12 protein-coding genes are annotated in these 19,789 nt (G+C 53.7%); 3 read left to right on the top strand and 9 right to left on the bottom strand.

Features of this window, described 5'->3' with window-relative positions; genetic code table 11:
• Positions 1–98: 98 nt before the first annotated feature.
• The 3 genes from IGS16_RS11375 to IGS16_RS11365 all read right to left on the bottom strand — a co-directional run bounded on the left by IGS16_RS11375 (position 99) and on the right by IGS16_RS11365 (position 10,833).
• Positions 99–8,039, bottom strand: a complete 7,941-nt coding sequence (locus tag IGS16_RS11375; RefSeq protein ID WP_297085519.1) for a LamG-like jellyroll fold domain-containing protein — start codon at positions 8,037–8,039, stop codon at positions 99–101.
• Positions 8,040–8,662: 623 nt separating this feature from the next.
• The gene (locus tag IGS16_RS11370) at positions 8,663–9,913 is read right to left on the bottom strand and encodes a hypothetical protein (RefSeq protein WP_297085517.1); all 1,251 of its coding nucleotides are present in this window, start codon (positions 9,911–9,913) and stop codon (positions 8,663–8,665) included.
• Positions 9,914–10,164: 251 nt separating this feature from the next.
• A complete protein-coding gene (locus tag IGS16_RS11365) occupies positions 10,165–10,833 on the bottom strand; it encodes a TetR/AcrR family transcriptional regulator C-terminal domain-containing protein (RefSeq protein ID WP_367185778.1) in 669 nt (222 codons plus the stop codon).
• A 253-nt stretch (positions 10,834–11,086) separates the two neighbouring features.
• On the opposite strand from IGS16_RS11365, the gene IGS16_RS11360 reads away from it, so the two are divergent.
• Both IGS16_RS11360 and IGS16_RS11355 read left to right on the top strand, forming a co-directional pair.
• Positions 11,087–12,058 carry an NAD(P)-dependent alcohol dehydrogenase gene (locus tag IGS16_RS11360; protein WP_367185781.1) on the top strand — a complete coding sequence of 324 codons (972 nt, stop codon included), beginning with the start codon at positions 11,087–11,089 and terminating at the stop codon, positions 12,056–12,058.
• Between the two features lie 14 nt (positions 12,059–12,072).
• A complete protein-coding gene (locus IGS16_RS11355; RefSeq protein WP_297085511.1) occupies positions 12,073–13,098 on the top strand; it encodes an AraC family transcriptional regulator in 1,026 nt (341 codons plus the stop codon).
• Between the two features lie 654 nt (positions 13,099–13,752).
• Here IGS16_RS11355 and IGS16_RS11350 read toward each other — a convergent pair.
• From IGS16_RS11350 to IGS16_RS11335, 4 genes are all read right to left on the bottom strand, one after another.
• A complete protein-coding gene (locus IGS16_RS11350) occupies positions 13,753–14,136 on the bottom strand; it encodes a RidA family protein (RefSeq protein WP_297085508.1) in 384 nt (127 codons plus the stop codon).
• 202 nt (positions 14,137–14,338) lie between these two features.
• A complete protein-coding gene (locus tag IGS16_RS11345) occupies positions 14,339–14,896 on the bottom strand; it encodes an NUDIX hydrolase (protein WP_297078283.1) in 558 nt (185 codons plus the stop codon).
• Positions 14,897–14,965: 69 nt separating this feature from the next.
• The gene (ispF, locus tag IGS16_RS11340) at positions 14,966–15,445 is read right to left on the bottom strand and encodes a 2-C-methyl-D-erythritol 2,4-cyclodiphosphate synthase (RefSeq protein WP_172356556.1); all 480 of its coding nucleotides are present in this window, start codon (positions 15,443–15,445) and stop codon (positions 14,966–14,968) included.
• A 113-nt stretch (positions 15,446–15,558) separates the two neighbouring features.
• On the bottom strand, positions 15,559–16,425 hold the full coding sequence (locus IGS16_RS11335; RefSeq protein WP_297085506.1) for a hypothetical protein: 867 nt from the start codon (positions 16,423–16,425) through the stop codon (positions 15,559–15,561).
• 578 nt (positions 16,426–17,003) lie between these two features.
• Here IGS16_RS11335 and IGS16_RS11330 point away from each other — a divergent pair.
• Positions 17,004–17,282 (top strand): hypothetical protein, encoded by a 279-nt coding sequence (locus tag IGS16_RS11330; protein ID WP_297085503.1) that lies wholly within the window; start codon positions 17,004–17,006, stop codon positions 17,280–17,282.
• A 237-nt stretch (positions 17,283–17,519) separates the two neighbouring features.
• Here the strand turns inward: IGS16_RS11330 and IGS16_RS11325 are convergent, their stop codons facing one another.
• Entirely contained in the window at positions 17,520–18,653 is a 1,134-nt protein-coding gene (locus IGS16_RS11325) for a restriction endonuclease, SacI family (RefSeq protein WP_297085501.1), read from the bottom strand.
• On the bottom strand, positions 18,596–19,471 hold the full coding sequence (locus tag IGS16_RS11320; RefSeq protein ID WP_297085499.1) for a DNA adenine methylase: 876 nt from the start codon (positions 19,469–19,471) through the stop codon (positions 18,596–18,598). The genes IGS16_RS11325 and IGS16_RS11320 overlap by 58 nt, the downstream gene beginning before the upstream one ends.
• Between the last annotated feature and the right edge of the window lie 318 nt (positions 19,472–19,789).

Here is a 19,789-nt window from a genome sequence, read left to right as displayed (position 1 = left end):
TACTCGATGCGTGAATCAAAAAAGGTGTGCCACTCTAAGAGCGAGCAGCACACCCCACGATTTACAGAACCCTCAGGCAATTGGTTGCCGGAAGTCGCTTATTGCACCTGGCCTTGCAGCACCGAATCTGGGAAGACCTGGTAGTAGCGGCTCATGTATTCGATGATGTAGCTCTCGGCGCTGGCCAGTTCTGGCATGAACCGAGAAATCACGTCTCGAATGGCATCCGCTAGCTCCCCATAGCTGCGTGTTTTCGACTGCACGTAGGGTTCCAACCGTTTGATCAGTTCCCAGTTGCTTTCGATGTTGGCGGCGCGCAGGGTATCTTCGGCGGGCGTGGCGGCGGGAGAGCCATACCGGGGCAGCACGCGGCTGACGTAGGTGACGCGGTGCATGACGCGCCAGGGCTTGCCGACTTTTTGCTTGATCGACTGACGCAGGGCGATCGCATTCGGATCGTTGCTCTGTTCCAGCCAGGCCCGGTCGATCACCTTGTTTTCAAAGTCCTTAAAGTGTTCCTGGCTCGGCTCTAGATAGAACGTCATGAACCGATAGCCATCGACCTTCCCAGGACACTTGGCGCGATCGCCCTTGGCATCATACAGCGACAGACCCAACCGTTCCGCCTGCTGCGGGTTGGCGACCTGGATGTTGCGCTCCACATCCAGATCCACCGTCACTCCGAAGGAGCTTTGGGAGGCGCTGGTCTTGGTCTTGGTGAGGGTCTGGCTGCCGCCCCAGAAGGACTCCAGCTCAAAGTTCACCGCAACTCCGGCGATCGCCGTGTTGAAGTCTACAAACGCTCCAATCTGCCCCGACAGCGAGAAAGTGCCGCCGATCACCTCCTGCTGGGTTTCCATAAACTGCTGTGTCTCGGCAAACAGACCGCCATCTGCCGTCCAAACGTAGGTGTTGAACAAATTGCGCCGAGTCAGCTCTGGTAACTTATCTTCCTTATTTAGGGCGATGCCGCCGTCGATCGCCGCGCCGATGCTGTTGCCCACCAGCGGAATCGCCGAGCCTTTTCCCATGCCATTTTTTCCGGCTGGCTCCACATCAAAGCTGCGATAGTCCGACTCTAGCTCCTTCTGTTCTCGCTCGATGCGCTGCTTCAGGGCATAGGCTTCGATCGGTTTGAAGTAGCTGCGGTCGGGGCTAGAGTCGCTGGCGTTGGGATAATCCACCGCATCGGCATTCAGCCCTACGCGCCCGTCCAGCGTCCCCTGTTTCACATACTTGGGATTCATCGGGAACATGATCACGTTCCAGTCTTTGGGGATGTCGGGGTTGGGCTGCATCCGCAGGGCCACCGTCACCCGTCGTGCCGGGTCGCGATGCTTCAGCCGCATCACAAACACATCCGCTGTTTCCGACTGCACCAGCGCAAAGCCAACGTTTTTCGGCACATAGCGCTTGCCCAGTTCGGGATAGCGGGGACGGGCGGCATCTTCCCAATCGCCCTGGGCCGCCAGACGGCTGAGGGTGTTGGTGGTTTTGCCAAAACTAACCGTGCTGTCTTGCAGCCAGCTTGTGTTGGTTTCCATGTTGCCTTTGATGCCCATCACCAGGTTCGTGTTGACGGTTTCCACCACCAGCCCAAACCCAGCCTCGTTTTTCACCTTAAAGCCAGCACCGAGCTTCATGCTGAGGGCAGTTTTATAGCTGCGATCGCGCGTGTTGGCGTAGGTGTACATCATCTGGTCGGCTTCGGTGAGTTGCACCGCGCTCACGTTTCCATAGTCGCCGCGCACCGTCAGGTTTTCGCTGGGCACAGGCGGCGCACCCTCGATAAAGCCGATCAACTGCGGGTCATACTGTGCCTGACCTACCCACTCCATCTCCAGATCGCCGACCTTGTAGCCCGTCAGCAGTCGCCATTTGCCATTGCGAATGTAGGCGTAGCAGCGCTTCATCACGCCTATCAGGTTGCCCGCCGAATCGGATTGCATATCGCCGTATTCTTGGACGGCGGGCGCGTTCGTCAACACGTCGTGAAAGTCGGTCTTGACCTGGGCCAGAGCGCTGCGAACCTGCGCGGTTTCCGTGCTGACGGGAGCCGTAGACAGGGCAAAGTAAGTTAGCGTCGCATCTGTCAGCGGCGAGTCGGGCATGGTGCCGGGAATCGCCAGATGCAGCCCGCGCCCAGAGCCATCTTGCAGTGTGTTGCTCACTTCGCTGGCGTGGTAGTAGGCGAGGAGCTGTTCAAAATCACCCGCGATCGGGCGGAACAGATTATCTTGAACTTGCTCCAGCGTGCGAGCAACTTTCCAGATGCGAACTTCATCCAGCTCGCCCGTGAAGGCGTGACGTTGCAAGGCGGGATTAGCGGTCGCTTCTCCTTTTGCCGCACCCAGCGCAAACCCAGGCATCGCGTCAAACAGCGGCTTTTGCTTGCCCCAGCCGTAGGGCGCGTTGTCTGCACTCCAAACGTGGGTCATGATGACATCGCCGTTGAGATACAGGCGGAGGCGCGAGGCTTCGGGGTCGCTGCTCTTGACCCAGCTTGCACCGTAGATCGTGGCGTGGTTTGTGCCCTTGGCATCCTGGGCGATCGCCCCCTGGTTTTCCTCCAGTTGCCACCAGCTCACCAGCCCCTTTTCGCGCCCCTTGATGGCTTTGCCCAGTTCCGATTCTGCCAGGGCGCGGCTCCACAGGCGCACCTCGCCCAACTCGCCCCGGAAGGTGTGAGCCGCCATCTTCGTCGAGTCTCGCGGATCGGTCTGGCAGATGGACCAGCCGATTTCGAGGGGCTGGCTGCCGCTGCCGACGGTTCCTTCAAATCGCTCCGGATCTTCTATCTTGCTGATATCTTTCCAGATCTCGTACTGCACACCTTCCTGACTGCGTGCATAGAAATGGAATTCATACCATTGTTTGACTGTCACCTGAGCATTGCTGTCGTCTGTTTTGGTGCGGTGCTGGCGGGTGACACCAATGTGATAAACCCGATTCGGCTGGAGTGAAAATGAGGATTTTAGAAAGTGATTTCCGGGTGAATCCTGATTGTCTTCAAAGGCGAAAACAAGCTTCCCTTCTTTGTTCACTGACAGGGAGTAAGTGCAGTCATCATCACTGCCGTCTTGTATCTTACCTTTGGTCAAAATGCCCTGGGGCTGAGCCAAGTCATCTAGCCGAATGACAGCCTCGATCGTCAGGTCGCCCGACAGTTCCAGCGTTGTGTCGCTGCCACAATCCAGGCGATCGCCCGCCTTAAACTTCAGCGCATGAGCCTGCTCAAACACTGCCGCGAGATGCTGCCACTGGTTTGCCGATGCCATCGGCTCGGTGTAGATCAGCTTGCCACCCACTTCGGCAAACACGCGATAAATGGGCGCATTTTCCTGGAGCGCATCCAGGTCGTGACTGATGCCCAGGCGATAGCTGGTGGCCGGCGACCCCGACTGATGCCGCAGGATTTCCGTAAAGCCTTTGGGAAACGCACCGTGCTTCACCCAGGCTTCCATCGTCAGGTTGGCTTCGGTTTGATAATCCGCTAGCTTTTGCGTCGTCGTCACGGGGCGAGATGCCGCGTCAAAAGACAGCGCATAGCCATAGGCATCGGCGACCCAGCGGTTGCTGAGGGTGTCGTCGCTGAGAACAGCGGTTCCTGGCTGCACAGGCTCCAAATTGTCGCCCCCATTAACCAAAAACAGCAGCGAACCATCCTGGAGCGATCGCGCAATCTGGTTGACCTGGGCATGAGCGTCGTAGTCGTAGGGCAGCAGATACACGCCCTCGTCAGCTTTGCACGCCAGCGTTACGGGGTCGATTTGCACCTGCATCATCTGCGAATTGACCCGGCGCAGAGCGGGACTGCCCAACACCTTGCCGTGGCGCTGATGACGCGAGTCGTCCTGGGCCACCAGGCGGCCCTCACTCAGCGCAAACCGCCAGCTTCCTGCCAGCGTTTGCCAGGTGGCTCCGGTGGGGTCGTTCAGCACGCGGCGCATTCCGGCGGCAATTTCCACCTCGCTGCGGGCTTCGTTCCAGATGCGGAGTTCGCCGATTTGCCCTTTGAAGTGGCGATCGCCATTCCACTGCCCGATGAACAGCGCCCCGCCGCCCAACAGCGCGGAACGGTTGGCGGCCGTGGCGACGAGTTTCCCATCCACCAGAATGGACTGGGTGCGGGCGGCACTGTCGTAGCGCCAGGCGACGTGATACCAGCGGTCTGGCTCTAGCGCGGTGGGGCTGCTGAGGTCGTTTGCTTCACCAAAGAAGCCCAGATACGGACGGCGATCGCGGATCGTTAGGTGCAGCGCCCGCAGCGCCACACGAGGAGCCGCACTGCCCAACACGGGACAATCTCTCGGTGCATCGGCCGCCAGGTTGATCCACGCTTCCACCGTAAAGCTGCGGTTGGGCAGGCCCAGCGCCTCGGCAGTGGCGAGTTCGACAAAATCGGTGGAACCGTTCAACGAGAGCGATCGCCCCTGGAAGCCGGGAGCCTTTCCCTTGGGCAGCACGGATTGCGCCGCCTGCACGACAGCTTTGGTCTTGCCGCTGCCGATCAGCAGGGTGTCGCCCGCCTTGAGGGAATGCGTTGCGGCGCTCTCCAGGTCAAACTGGGCGACGCTGCCGGATAAGGCTTCGGTGAGCTTGCCAAGATAAACCGGACGCGCCATGCCGTTTAGCACGGCGGCAAACTGAGCGCGATCGCGCGGCACTCGCTGCCATTGTTCCTGAATGCCCGTTGCCGCGTTTTGAATCGCCACGGTGCAGGTGTCGGCATCCTCTGCTGTGATGGTAATCTGGCTGCTGTCGAGGGCGGCCCCGGCAGCGCGGGCGATCCAGCGCAATCCCGGCGTTTCGGGCTGGCTAAAGCTGGCGCGACCCGTCACCACGTCGTAATATGCGGCAAAGAACTGGTCGCTGGTGCCCCGGTAATAGAGGCTGAGGCGACCCGTGACGCTTTCAAACAAGAGCGGTGTGTCCTTCGTCCAGGCAAAGCCCAGCACAGCACCTGACACAGTGAGTCCGGTCGGGTCGGCGCAGACAAACGGCATCGGCAAGGGATTGTCTTGCCCAAACTGGTGCATAGCCAGACGCAGGGCAGCAAGCTGGCGATCGCCCTCGGCAATTTGCTGATTCAGAATGGCAATTTCCGATTCCAGGCGATCGCGCTCGGCCCGCATTTCGCCCGCTGTCGCTTCATAAAAATCAGCGACGTATCCCATGCCATCTTGCCGCAGTGCCGTGTAATGCAGCGGGGCAACGGGGGATTGCTCCCGGGGCACGCCATCCCAGCCCAGCTTGACGTACTGGTCGCCTTTGAAGAAGTAGAGATGCCCCGTTTCAGCGCGATAAATGACACCATCCAGGCGCGTCCAGTCTGTTGGCAGACCTGGGAAAATCTGACGGGTGGCATAGCGCTGATAGGCTGGGTTGCCGTTATTCAAAAGCGTTCGGATTAAGCTCTGCTGGCTATCCCAACTGCTAAATCGAAGGCAGCGATCGCCCTTGAACAAGAAGACTTCCTGACCAACTCGAACAGCCGCATCAATACCCTGCGTCCAATCCAACCCGCTCTCAATTCCCGGCGGATTAAACTCTGCCTGAATGGATGAGCCGTGATGTTTATTTTCTACCGGTGTAGTGAAGTTGTAGTTCACCCGACAATCCGCATTTCGGAACAAGTAGACGTGATTATCTGTCCGGAAGGTGACCAGCGTATCTAGCCCATCCCAATTGCCGGGAAGATTCAGGATCTGCTGGATAGGACGAACGGCGATCGCCTCAGCCGGTGTCAGCCCATCTGCCCCAAAGCGGATGTGGGCAGCCATCGTCCGAGCCTTGCCGCTAAACAGCAGTCTGTAGTACTGCGTTCCACGCGTATCCCAGGCGTTGAGCTGATAGCGCTTTTCGCCTGTGCAGATGGGGAAGTTTGCCAGCTCTGCCCGCACGCCCTCCAGAACGGTGGTCTTGGTGACGCGATCGCTCGTCCAGCGCTGCATATTTTGCTGGAGCTGGCTGTATGCTTCCAGGGTTTCGCTGAGGGTGCGATCGCCAATTTTGGCGGCTTCGAGCTGCTTCAGGTTGAGCAGGTCGGGCACTTGCGCCAGGCTGCCATCCCGCGACACGGCGAAGTCCAGCACGGCAATCAGTGGCTTGGCGGCGGTGTCGGTGGAGCGATCTTCCGTCGGCACGGCAAACATGACGCGGCCGTTGCGCTTGATCGGCTTTTTCTCGCCAGCGGTGTAGCCTGCCTCGGCCGGTTCCTGCTGGTAATAAAACAGCGAGGTACAGCCAGCCGTCACGGCGCGATTTTGAAAGGCAAAGCTGGAGCGACGAATGCCCGGATGTTCGCCCACGGGCGCTTCCGACTTGATCCAGGGATGCTCGCTGCCCGTGATCTGCCCGTGCTGGGCAAAATCCGTCTGGTCATACAGCACGGTGCCTATGCCCTCGTCGCAGCGCCAGTAGCCAACCAGATCCAGCTCATTGCCCACCAGTCGGTGATGCCGCTCGATCTCTAGCTCACGGGGCGATCGCACGCGGCTCCAGAGCCGCAGCTCGTCGATCTGTCCTTTGAAATAATCGCCCTGGGCGGTGCGGTTGCTCAGGAACAGCGGATCATCGTTGACCGGAGCGCGGGACAGGTCATCGTCCACCGTGCCTGCGGCTACCCCGTCGATGTACAGCGTAATCGTGGGCAACTCGGCGTGTTCCTGGTCGGCGCGGGGCGTGGATGTCCGCACCACCGCCACATGATGAAACTGTCCATCCGTTAGCGTCTGGTTAGAAATGAGTGCCAGCGTCTTTTGCCCGTCTGTGCGGAAGAAGCCGAGTTTGCCGTTGCTCAGATAGCGCAGCGCATAGGGACATTCGCCGCGTCCCGTGCCTTTTTCCAGAATGTTGAACTGGGCGGTGGGTTCTTCCTGGGAATTGGCTTCGCTAATTTGTTCTGGGTCAGCCAGCAGCCACATCTCCAGCGTAAAGCCACTCATCCCCGACAGGTTTAGCCGCTCTCTAGAGCGCATCGACACGGCATCATCCACGCCATCTAGCAGCAGCGCCGACTCGGCAAAGCCCGACTGGCTCAGCAGCGGAATCAGCGGTTCGCCCGAAAAAGGACAGGTGCCCGGTTGCCGTTCAAACACGTCCTGCTGATGCTCTGGTTTGGGACTGGTGTAATACTGCGTGCCGCGGGTGTTGAAGGAGCCGTTGGGCGATCGCTCGATGTTAAAAGAATCAAACCGCTGGGTGAGCCGATTGTAGGCAAAAATTTGCCAGCGCTGCACATCGGGAATTGCTGTCGGCAGCAGCAGTACCGTAAACCAGCCGTTCGTTAAATTGCGAACAAAGTCAAGCGTTTGAGTCGGCTCGTAAAAGGCTTTCTTTTCCAGATCTTCGTAGCCCAGTCCGTCCTTGCGGCTGGCGGGCGAGTCTTTGCGGCGGCTGCGCTGATAGCGTACTTCCAGCTTGGGCTGGAGTTGTCCACCCGTAAACACAAACCGATCCATCAGCAGCGTGTTGTCGGCTACGGGAATCGGCTGTCCCTGAGAATCTTTCAGGATTTCGCCGCGTGCGTCTGTCCGCCACACCATGTCGGGCGCGGTGCGTGCTGCCGACTGCCGAAAGACATACACATACTGTTCATCTGACAGGACTTGAAACGGTCGAAATCCATTCAGATCTCCTTTCGGCAAGCTGGCGCTGAGGCGTGCAGTTGTGGACTTAAAACTATCTCGCTCTTTGGGTTCGATGATCGTTCCTGCTGGCAGTTCAACTCCGTGACGATTGACGAGTGGCATCCGATGCGTGCCCGCAACTGACACGCCAACGATCGCCAGTTCATCAGGGAAGATCAATTCTTTTGGCTCAATATCCCAAAATGCTTTATCCAGAGAGGTTGAAACGTTGGCGCGTTCCATGTCGAGAACTGTGTAATGAATGTGGCGATCGCTATCCATCGCAAAGGCAATCACCGTTCCGTTATGGCGCACCATAGTCGTATAGACATAGGTCTTTTGTGCAGATCCAGCGGCGGCGCTAGAGGGTTCATAGACTTTGACAAAATTCCGTTCGAGGATGGACATGGGGGCTTGTCTCCTGTTGCTTGAAGTAAGGATTTAGAATGTCGAGATAAACTTCCGCTGAATCTGCAAAAAGCTGAGTCTGCAAAAAATACATGCAGAACATTGCCCAAGCCCCAGAATGTCTGAGATTGGGCATCACCTGTGCTAAACCAATAGTCTCAATCCACTCAATATCCAGCGCAACACGGAGAGCCGATTGCAAGGCAAAATCGGCAATTAACTAGAAGTTTGTTGGGATACAGATATTGAAGATCAATTCGTAGAGGGGCAGCAGAGGGGGCAAGGGTTAAAGCAGCACCAGTTCGGCGTTAATGCCAGACAGTTTGGGTGTTGTGGTGCGCTCTAACGGGATGAATGTTGTCTTTTGCAGCGAAGCGGGGGGAACACTATCTGTGCCTTCACTCTCGAAAGAGGCAATTCCGAATTCGTCAGAAATTTTGTTTATCTTTGGTTTATCTAAAAATGCCCAGTAGAATCGTGGGCGATCGCCCGTAGCTAGAGATCCGTGCTAACAAGGTATAAATTTAGGGGCGTAGGGGTGTAATCCTCTACGTGGGAAAACGACCCTTACACCCCCTGTATTTCACCAGCGTGAAACATGTTCGATGGCTATCGATTCTGCACTAAGCGACGATAAAATCGAGGCGATTGAGAACATCAACATCTACCCCTCGAAGTTCAACGAGGACTTTGTTTCCATCACTGATCAAAACGTTCCTATTCTTTTGGGTAAAGATGAGATTGCCAAACCGAACACCACTCAATAAAAGCTTATCGATACCGTCTTTATAGTCCAGAATTGCATCTGGCCCCTTGAACGATTCAATCACGAAGGTATCAGCGCCTAGACCACCTTTCAACATATCTTTGCCTCGGCCGCCTATTAGCCGATCGTTCCCAGCGCCCCCCAACAGTTTATCTTTACCGTTATCGCCAATGAGGGTATCGTTACCGTCACCGCCTGTGAGGACATCATTGCCATTTCCGCCCAACAGGCGATCGTTCCCGACCTCTCCAAGCAGGCGATCGCCACCATCCAGCCCAGAGATGACATCGTTACCTGCAAAGCCGTTGATTACGTCCTGGCCTGGCGTACCTGTGAGAGTGTCGTCGCCACTAAAATCAGGAACCGGGTTGAGCGTTAACTCATACTGAGTTGCGGTTAGTACAGAACTGCGAGGATTCGCCACTTGCAAGAAGTAAGTTCCTGGAGCCAGCGTGATAGAAAAAGTTGTGTTGGAGCCGCCGCCAAAGGTGCCCAGGGTTTCATTCGAGTCATAGACCCCGTTCCCGTTGGTATCTGCCGCAAAGAAAAGTCTCAGGTTTTCTGTCGTTCCACTGATCAAACCACCGATATTGGTTTTTTGAGACAGGGTGAACTTGTAGGTATCAACGGGATCGATGACGTTACTAACATAATCTTTGAGGACACGCTGCGTTGAGAGTATGCCCAGGTCAAAAGCTTGACCAAACGTAGTGCCCGGATCGGGAGAAACGTTACCTGGTTTAGGTGTAGCACTCAACTGAATACTGTAGTCGCGCGTCAAAAAGTTGCCGGTCGCGACTTCGAGGTAGTAGGTTCCAAGCGGCAATGATTGGAAAAATGATGTATCTCCTCCTGCCGAAAGTGTTCTAATGCGCTCGTTATCTTCAACGAAGCCATTGCCATTAAAATCGACCACCAGTCGTAGAAATGGAGGAGTGCCAGATTGCACTCCCCAGTCCACAAATCCAGCGATATCGCTATTTTGAGAGAGGGTGAATTTGTAGTAGGAAACTGGATCGGTTCCACCAATCACATCAGAAATATTGACTGGGCTTGAAAGGTTTCCCAAGTTGTTGGCGGTTGCAAGCGTATTATCTGTCAGTGACATAGATTGATTGCTGAGAAACAAGGATGGAAACAGGTCAGCAGTGCTAATTTAGGCATCGCTGGCTGGTGGTTATTGACTACAATCCTTACCAAATCGCACGGAATGAACTGTAGCCATCATCGTCCTGCTTTTGCGGAACAGGTAAAGCGCAAATGAAGACTATAACCATGCTAAGCAGAGCAATTTTTTTCTCATTGACCATTCGCGCCAATCAATTGGCCGATTGCGTCCTGTCCTGCGGGCGATCGCCCTCAACTGCGATCGCGCAACTTGTCTAGCCCATCCAGAATAAAATTGAGTCCAAACTCAAAATCATGTAGACCGTTATAACGGCCATCCATGATGTAACGCGACAGTTGATGCATGTAGGGGTACTGATCTGGTGGAATGTACGAAATAAAGCTTTCTGCCGTCTCGGCATATTCGGTTGCTTCGATAGGAAAGTTGAGTTCCTGGAGGGTAAATCCGTAAATATGGCTGTCGATAGCATTCCACGCATGATCCGCCATCTCCCAGGAAAATCCCGCTTCCCGCAGGCAACCGATCGTCCTGTCGACATAGCGCAGCATCGCTGGGCCGACGTTGATGCGTGACATGATGGCCATCACTGCCCAGGGGTGTTTTAGCAAGACCTCGTGGGCCGAAAGCGCCCGTCGCCGCATGGCAGTTTTCCAATCCAAGTCAAAGCGAGGCAACTCAATGTCTCTGACGACCATATCCACAATCCCATCAACTATGTCGTCTTTGTTGGCAACGTGGTTATACAGCGACATCGCTTTCACGCCTAATTCTTGGGCAACCTTTCGCATCGAAAGAGCCTCAAGCCCCCCTTCGTCTGCTATGCGGAGGGCCGTCTGCAAAATCCGCTCCCGACTTAACGGAGCTGGAGTTGATGTGGAACTGGTCTCTGTCTTAGCCATCGATTTTATGGTGCATTGCCTTGCCACCAATCGCTCTAGCCTCCATAGATGGGGATGTCGTGCGATTAGCTTGACAAACTTACGGCGTAAGTTAAACTGGCTTTATGCACAGACATACGCTGTAAGTCTAGCTCAAAATGCCAAGCCCGCTTCACCCCTATTTCCCTACAAACCTTAAAAATCTATGCCCGCAACATCCTCGCGTCGCTCCACCTCAGGGACAAACTTGGTTAATGAAACAACAAATGAAAAAATGAAGGCGATCGCCCGTTCTGAATATGGTTCGGCGGAGGTGTTGAACCTGGAAGAAGTAGATAAGCCGATCGTGTCGAATCAGGGCGTGTTGGTAAAAGTGTATGCCACGTCGGTTAATGCGGGAGATTGGCACCTGATGCGGGGCACGCCGTTGATCACTCGCCTAATCTACGGCGGGTTGCGTCAGCCCAAGATAAAAATTCTCGGTTTTGACGTAGCCGGACGAGTTGAAGCTGTTGGTAATGATGTCACCCAATTTAAGCCCGGTGATGAGGTCTTTGGCGATCTCTCTGAGTGCGGCTTTGGAGCATTTGCCGAGTCTGTTTGTGCAGCAGAATCAGCATTGGTTTTGAAGCCTAACACTATTTCGTTTGAGGAAGCCGCCGCCGTTCCTGGAGCCGCATTGCCAGCATTGCAGGGGCTTCGAGACTGCGGACACATTCAGCCCGGACAGAAGGTACTCATCAGTGGTGCATCTGGTGGTGTAGGGTCGTTTGCGGTACAGATTGCCAAAGTCTTTGGCGCAGAAGTTACGGCTCTGTGTCGTACAGAAAAAATAGATAAGGTGCGATCGCTCGGCCCAGATCATATTATTGATTACACCCAAATTGATGTTACTCAAAGCGGTATTGATTACGACCTGATTTTGGATGCGGCTGCCTATCGCTCAGTTTTTGATTATTTCTCGATTCTGAAACCCGGTGGAACCTATGTTTTAGTTGGGGGATCTATAGCCCGATTGTTTCAAATTTTGCTCCTCGGATCTTTGATTTCAAAATTCAGCCGTCGTAGAGTCACCACATTGGTCTCTACTCCCAATCAAGCCGATCTCCAAATTTTGAAAGACTGGCTTGCGTCAGGAGCGATCGCTCCTTTGATTGACCACATCTATTCCCTGGACGAGCTACCTTCTGCTATGTCCAAACTTGAGCAAAGACAGGTGACTGGAAAAGTCGTTGTTCGGGTTTAACAGGGGGTAGATCGATGCAACAAAAAACGGTCTCTGGGTATCTGACTCGTAGCCTGATTCAGTTTGCAGCTTATCAGGGGATAGATATTGAGCAGCTTTGTTCTAAGGTCGGACTCGATCCAGTCGCACTGACAACCCCGGATCACCGAATCGTGCCTTCTGTCCACTATGCTGTATGGCGAGAGGTTGTAAAACAGACAGAAGACGAGAATCTGGGTCTCCATTTTGGGGAAGCATTTAATCTAGGCAGCTATGGAATTGTTGGGTACATCTTGTTGAATTGTGCAACCCTGGCCGAAGTCTTCGAGAAATATTGTCGCTACAGCTCTCTCTTTTGCCAGGGGATGCCCAGCCGACTTTCAATTTCAGAAGGAATGGCCTTTTTTGAGTACAACTTTAATTCTGAATTGACAATCCAGCATGACCAACGAGAAGAATGGCGTTACGATACTGAATGTACATTTGTCTCGACCTTATCTGCGATTAAATTACTCACAGGTAGAGAGCTTCGGGCATCAATGGTTGCATTTCGCCATACTCCTCCTGCGGATTTATCGGAGCATCAGCGCATTTTTCAAACTGATTTGAAGTTTTCAATGCCGTTCAACCGTCTGGCTTTTAATGCGGCATATCTAGATTGGCCTGTGTTGTCCAGCAATGTGAATTTACTCCCTCTTTTTGAGCAGCAGGCAGACGCGATGTTGGGGACACTGAACGGGAGCGATCGCTACACCCAAAAAGTTACTTATCTCATTGCAGAGCATCTTAAGGGAGAACTTCCCAAAATCGAGGCGATCGCCTCTAAACTCTCGATTAGTACCCGCCATCTCCAACGAGAACTAAAAGCAGAAGGAACTTCGTTTCAAAAATTGCTCGATAAAACTCGACAAGATCTAGCGCTGCGGCATCTGGAAAACCTGACGTTTTCAATTCACGATATTGCGTTCTTGCTAGGTTTTTCAGAGCCGAGCGCATTTAACCGCGCTTTCAAACGCTGGACAGGGAAAACTCCTCAGGGCTATCGGTCAACGCGGTCTTAGTACGGGACAAAAAGCTTGAAATGAGGAGGGTAGGGTCTCATCAAAGTTACCACACTCTGTAGAAACCCTATGAGCTAATATAGCGAATTGAAGCAAGTCCTCCAAGCACAATTGAACCGGCATGGAGCGAGGATTTCATTTCTGGCATTGTCCCTGTTCGCCCTGTTAACAGTCAAAATAGTGAACCTGAGCAGCTCTTCTGGGTTTCAGGTGATTCCTGTAAACTACATTACAGTTAGTCGGACTGTAGCCGCTATGGACTTTCACCTTGATACCCTACTGAATCTACCTAACCTTAGAGGGTAGTACCTTTTAGTAAAGGACAGAGGAAACGTTGAGCCTGCCCTGTTCTGTCAGATTCTCTCTGACACGGCGATTATAATCGTGGACGGTTCTTGGAGATGTCATGAGACCCACAGGTTGGACGGGTCATCTCGATGGTCATGGAGCCTACTCCCCCAAAATCTACGAATATGACAGCTTTACCTTTTTTATATCCTTTACGATAATCCACCACCTGAAATTTTCGATTGGGGATTGGGGAGTTTGGATTTTGGATTGACAGACTCGACCGCCAAAATCCAAAATCCAAAACCCCCGCGTCTTCTCCTTCCACAACACAGCACACGCATCCCCAAGTTCCCCAATCTCAGGTCAGGAAGGGCGATAGGCCGTCACTTCGATTTCTATTCGCATATTCAAATCGGCTAATCCCGCCACGATCATCGTCGAAGCGGGGCGGATCTTTCCGAAGTATTTTCGCAGCACAGGCCAGCAGGGTTCAAAGTCTTCTCGGTTGGGCACGATATAGCGAACGCGCACCACATCCGCCAGGGAAAACCCGGCTTCGTCTAGGGCGGCGCTGATATTTTTCAGGGTTTGCTCTGCCTGCTCTACTACGTCGTCCGAAATCGTCATGGTGCGATAGTCGTAGCCCGTGGTGCCCGACACAAACGCCCAATCGCCCTCCACCACGACGCGAGAATAGGCGACTTCACGTTCAAAAAAGGAACCGGAGGAAATCAGGCGGCGACTCATGATGCAGAGAAATCAGGTTTTAGGTTGCAGAAATCTGGACAGAGCCACGGCCTCATCATGAACGAGGCGCTTCTATTCAAGTCTTGCAAACGGCGTTCCAAATGAAATCACGAGAAGCCTTGCAGCCTCCTAGACTCGCCATCTAAAAGCCAATCTAAAAATCGCTAATCTAAAACTGCCAATCTAAAATCCAAAATCAACCTCAGCCCAACTGCCGAGCCTGCAAGTAGGAGCGCAGCAGCAGCAGGCTGGAAATCGACTTGGAATCCACTGCTTCCCCGTCTAGGATGGCTTGCTCTAGCTCCTGCGGGGTCAACAAGAGGGTTTCCAAATCCTCATCTTCATCCAATCCCGGCGGCGTGTCTAGCTTCTCCAACTCCGTCGCTAGGTAAGTATAGATAATCTCGTCGGAATAGCCCGGAGCCAGGAAAAACTGCCCCAGCTTGTGCCACTGGCTGGCTTTGTAACCGGTCTCTTCCTGGATTTCGCGCTGGGCAGTGGTTAGTGGGTCTTCGTCTTTCTCGATCGTGCCTGCGGGAAACTCCAGCAGTCGCCGCGATGCCGCAAAGCGATATTGCCGCACCAGCACCAGCTTGCCCTCTGCCGTCATGGGCACGGCCACTGCCCCGCCCGGATGCCGCACACATTCCCAATCGCCCTCGGCTCCGTTTGGCAGGCGCAGGCGGCTCACCTCAAAGTTGAACTTGCGTCCCTGAAAGAGGAGCTTTTGCTTGAGGCGCTGGGGAGGTTCGTGGGCCATGGTCTGGAAGGGGTAGGTAACGAGATCTTGGGGTGAGGGAGGACGAGATACGGTTGCTGGATAATGCCGTCACGCTCGCATCAGCAGAGCCACTGCGTAGGCCGCGATCCCCTCTTCTCGTCCGACGGGGCCCAGCTTTTCGTTGGTGGTGGCTTTGATGCCGATTTGATCCGGGGCGAGTTGGAGGGTGGTGGCGAGGCGATCGCGCATTGTTTTAATGTGCGGCTTCAGTTTGGGCCGTTCTGCCACGATGACAGAATCGATATTTCCGATCTGCCAACCTTGTGACTGAATTAGCGCGTGGACTTGTTCCAGCAGCTTCAGGCTGTCGGCTCCGGCCCACTGCGGGTCGGTGGGCGGAAAGTAGTGCCCAATATCGCCTAAGCTGAGCGCTCCCAGCATCGCGTCCATGATGGCATGGGTCAGCACATCGGCATCGCTGTGGCCCAGCAGCCCTAGTTCATGGTCTATCTTAACGCCGCCCAGGATGAGGGGGCGATCGCCCACCAGTCGATGAATGTCGTAGCCGTTCCCAATCCGAATCGCCATAGAGTTTCAGAATTTCGTGGAAAGAGTTTCGTGGAAAGTGTGTCGCAGAAAAGATGCTCTCTCACGCTAAGCCCTGCTCGAAAGCGGGCGATCGCCCAGCGCCCGGTTGCAGGCTAATTGCCGCCGCCTTGCCGCAGTCGATCCGCCTGTTGCAGTGCGGCGTTGCTGTTCTCCCGGTAAAGCACGACGCGGTTTTGGGCAGTGGTATAGCGGCTGTCGGTGGCGGGCACTTGGGCCATGAGATCGGACGCTCGCTGCCATCGGCTGGCCAGATCTAGCCAGTCGGCCGAGGTTTGCGCCGTTTGCCCATCGCGCACGGCCGCCTCTGCCAGCCGCACCGCCTGGACAAAGGGATCGGGCGTGGGGGCGGGCGCAGGGGACGGGGACGACTCCACTGGCGAGGCAGGCGCGACGACCTGCTCCATTGGTTTGGGAAGAGGAATGCCCAGCCAGTCGGCCAGGGCCCAGCCCACCAGCAGCGCCAGCACCCCCAGGCTCAGCCCGCCAATCAAAATGCCCCGCCAAAACTGTTGCTTGGCGTGTGCCTCGGTGGGGGATTGGGCCGCAGGTTTAGCAATGTCGAGCATTCGGTTATAGCGCCAGTCTTCGACCATGCGCTGGAGCGGGTTGGGCTGGGGCAGGGTAATTTCTTGCGACCAGAGGAGTTGTTTTTTGGGGTCGCGCTGGATATCCTCAAGCCAGAGAAGCTGCTGCTCTCGCACAATACGGCTGTTGATATTGACACGACGAATGCCATTGGGACTGAGCCGCTCCAAGATGTAGCGGACATCTTCAACGAGCGACTGCTGTTCCAACTGTTCCAGCGTCTCCGCCTCACACAAAAGCTGAAGCACGCCGTGATCCAGCACCGCACGAGTCCGCACGCCAGCATCCGCCAGCCGTTCGTTCAGCACCTGAATGATCGCCGACACGCTTCCTTGACGTGCCTGACGCTCGATATCGTCGATGGGGTCTACCATAATCGCTTGGCAGCAGCCTGATGGCGTTTCCAGTGATTTTTAAGACTACGGTTTGTAGAAACCCATTGTAAACAAAGAAAGGCGATCGGAATGCGATCGCCCCTTTATTATGTATGCTCCGAACCCTATCACCAGGTTTTTATAGTATCGCTTTATCCAGCGGCGACAAACTTTCAAGTGCCCCTGATTGTCGTATCCGTGCTTCACCAGTCCCAAAACCGGATCTGCTTCACCGCTGCGTTTTTGGTTACATTTGTCCAGCAAATAGGAACTGGCTACAGAATTCCTCAGCGCTATTCTATCCGCCCCGTTTCCGCCCGCTACGTGCCCTTCCCAGTCGCCTGATTGACAGCCACACTAGCCCCATCCCGCAGGCAAACTTAAACGCTCTTAAAGACTCATCGGAACTGAATCCAAAAAACTGGCCGCCTGAAGAGTCCGTTTGACGTAGCGGACGAAACGCGGGCCACCACGCCGCCCGTATCGCGGCATACGTCCAAAGTATCCGCCGTGAAAGTGGAAGCCTTTCTAATCCCGTACCGTTTCAATCCCTGGAAGAGATTTGGGGGTTTTGCGACTTGGGGAATCGACTGGTTCTAACGGTTCGGGTCAGCGGTTGCCGAGGTCTTTGCATCCAACCCAAGCGGTTTCGGTCAATCCGCTGCAACACAGTTTATGTTAGCCTTCGCGATCGCCCTTCATCTCCCAACACCAACACCTCTGGGCGATCGCCCTCATCTGGCAGCACCCGCACCTCTGGGCGATCGCCCGTCTCTCTCAGCACCCGCACCTTTCGGCGATCGCCCCCCGATACCTCTCGGAACCTCGAACGGCTGACCCAAGCTTATCGTTACTGAACCTTAGCGACTCACCCGAAAGCGTCTGGGACTCTTCGGGTTGACCGAGATCTCGAAGCACTAAATCTTCGCAATTAGGGGGCGAATCGCCTACTCACCCGTAAGCTGACTGAACCAAACGCTGAGGGCTAACGACAAAGATAAGCGGCGGCAGGTAACCTTTGCATCACAGCCAAGATCTCTCGCCCGTCCGCTTCATCGTCTTGTTAGCTGGCTGTCACTTACTAAAGTTCATCTCTACTCCTCCTCTATCCCTGTTTCTGCTGCTTGTCTCATTGCCAAAAAAGCTTCTTTGACTGGCTGGCTCACAGCACTTTGAGGTTCTGACAAAATCAATGCTTGATAAGCCTCAAGGAATCTAGTTCTCAACCTATGAAACAGATGTAGAAAATGTCGGATGAAACCAATACAGTCTAAAATGACAAACTCAATACCTCCAGTTTCATGGTACAAGAATCGTGCGTAGTCTTGAACTTCCTCGTCCACTGGCTCAGTTGTGATAAAAATATAATTGTTGACTCGCCTATTGCTTAAGAGCAATTTCTGTAAGGCGCGGTCTATATCTTCACGACTAACTCGCTTATTTTTCATCTCATAACTGGTTATAACTTCATCGTCTCCAATAAGAGTAATTTCAACATCCCCTAAAGCACCCGTCTGTATGTCAGCAGCATTATGTGCTTGCAGTGTGAGAACTCTTTCTCCGAGAAACTCTTCAGCAGATTGATAAGCAGCAGCTACGACAAGGACAGAAAGACGGCTCGTTCCTTTGAGGCTCATGTGTTTTTCAATCAGGTTGACAATATCCTCAGAAGACAAAGGCACGGCATCTTTGGTGGTATTCAGCGTTGCAACTAATGCTTCAATGCGCTGCTGGCGTTCATTTCTATCGATTAAAAGCAATCTGACTATCTCGGCAATCAGAGTATCGGCGCTCACGCGCCCCCCGTAAACATCATCAAGCAGACTGAGTACCGCCTGATACAATTGCGGTGGTTTACCGACGAGATTCACATCTTTAGTTAGCGTCGTATTTCGGTTCCGTAACGCGGGTGTAAGAAAAGCAGTTGTGCTATTGCATGGCAAATTATGTTCATTAATAAAAGTTGTAATATAACGCTCATCGTAAGTTCTGCCTGAGAAGGCGTCAGTATCTCCAATTTCCGTGTATGGTTTCCTGATATCGACATCAGGACGGTGAAGTTTTGCCAGTAAACAAGCCATCAAAAGACGTACTCCTGCCCGATTCTTGAGGTTACGGGCAACATAGTCGGCACGTTCTCTAATCTGCGGATCAGAAACGAGTGACTGTTCTAGGTTTGCATTAGCGCGTCGAAGAGCGGCATCGAGGATTTCAGTTGGTTCTGCCATTTACTCATATCCCCTGGAACATCATAATTAGTCCAAAGTATCTCCGTTCGAGGTTGTTTAACTGATAAACATTGTTTTGACGGAGATTCAATACAGTTCCAGTCTTTGTAGAGTTTATCTAGTAATTCACAACGGTAGCCGGACAAAGCAACCTTACCTTTAAGGTTAGTCAGAACTTCGGCAAGTTCCCGGTGATCGTTGTCAGTCATTTCATACCCATAAGCATGAATATCGCCCCGCGAATCATGAGGATAGGGAGGGTCACAATAGAACAAAGTTTCCTCGCTATCGTATCGCTGAATCACTTCGATAGCAGTCGCGTTTTCTATCTGAACTCGCAACAACCGTTGCACAATCTCGGATAGTCCTTCAACACTTCCAAGCCAACGAGAAACTGCTCCTGCCATGCCCGCTCGACTGGTCAGCTTGCAGTGTGCCCATCTTCCAGCACTGGCTGTCTGTGCAAGGCCAGTCCTCACTTGACGAGCACGGACAAAGAAACGACGCGCCCTTTCTAATTCCGAAAGATTATCAATGGGTTCTTCAACTGCAATTCTCAGTTCTTCTCGAGAAAACGGCGTTAGCCCAATTGCTCGAATCAGGTCTTCTTGCTGGTCGCGCAAAACTCGAAAGAAATTGACGACTTCTCCATCTATGTCATTGTAGGTTTCAACTGGAGAGGGTTCCCGGTTGAGTAGTACAGCAGCGGAGCCTGCAAACGGCTCACAATAGTGGGTCGCTTGGGGCAATAAAGGAAGCAACCAGTTTAGGTGATTAAATTTTCCACCGTACCACCCAAATGCAATTACCTTGCCCATTTGCTTTCCCAACGTTGACTCTGGACAAGAAGTATACACGAACTAATGCCCTTGAGACGGGGGTCGCTTGAAAACTTTATGCTCAACCAGTGGTTTCAGATACCGTCCTACAGATAACTTGGAGCCAGCTAACTATTAATTAGACTGATCCCATCTGCCTATCTACCCCGCAGAGGGCAATTAGGCTGAAATCTCTCTGTCTAAGATCCCAAATCGGGGAATTAGGCTGACAACTGTCTGTACGATACCCCTGTTTCAGGGAGTTAGGCAGATGGCTTTACAAAGGCTTCAGATAAGTGGGGCTGATGAATAGGCGCG

Source organism: Thermoleptolyngbya sp. C42_A2020_037 (assembly GCF_015272455.1).
In the GTDB taxonomy this organism is placed as follows: domain Bacteria; phylum Cyanobacteriota; class Cyanobacteriia; order Elainellales; family Elainellaceae; genus Thermoleptolyngbya.
This window is presented reverse-complemented; position numbering and strand designations above follow the sequence as displayed.

Bases quoted from the DNA above. Each gene is read 5' to 3' on its own strand.
- IGS16_RS11375 (WP_297085519.1), bottom strand. From the start codon at position 8,039: ATGTCCATCCTCGAACGGAATTTTGTCAAAGTCTATGAACCCTCTAGC.
- IGS16_RS11370 (WP_297085517.1), bottom strand. From the start codon at position 9,913: ATGTCACTGACAGATAATACGCTTGCAACCGCCAACAACTTGGGAAAC.
- IGS16_RS11365 (WP_367185778.1), bottom strand. From the start codon at position 10,833: ATGGCTAAGACAGAGACCAGTTCCACATCAACTCCAGCTCCGTTAAGT.
- IGS16_RS11360 (WP_367185781.1), top strand. From the start codon at position 11,087: ATGAAGGCGATCGCCCGTTCTGAATATGGTTCGGCGGAGGTGTTGAAC.
- IGS16_RS11355 (WP_297085511.1), top strand. From the start codon at position 12,073: ATGCAACAAAAAACGGTCTCTGGGTATCTGACTCGTAGCCTGATTCAG.
- IGS16_RS11350 (WP_297085508.1), bottom strand. From the start codon at position 14,136: ATGAGTCGCCGCCTGATTTCCTCCGGTTCCTTTTTTGAACGTGAAGTC.
- IGS16_RS11345 (WP_297078283.1), bottom strand. From the start codon at position 14,896: ATGGCCCACGAACCTCCCCAGCGCCTCAAGCAAAAGCTCCTCTTTCAG.
- ispF (WP_172356556.1), bottom strand. From the start codon at position 15,445: ATGGCGATTCGGATTGGGAACGGCTACGACATTCATCGACTGGTGGGC.
- IGS16_RS11335 (WP_297085506.1), bottom strand. From the start codon at position 16,425: ATGGTAGACCCCATCGACGATATCGAGCGTCAGGCACGTCAAGGAAGC.
- IGS16_RS11325 (WP_297085501.1), bottom strand. From the start codon at position 18,653: ATGGCAGAACCAACTGAAATCCTCGATGCCGCTCTTCGACGCGCTAAT.
- IGS16_RS11320 (WP_297085499.1), bottom strand. From the start codon at position 19,471: ATGGGCAAGGTAATTGCATTTGGGTGGTACGGTGGAAAATTTAATCAC.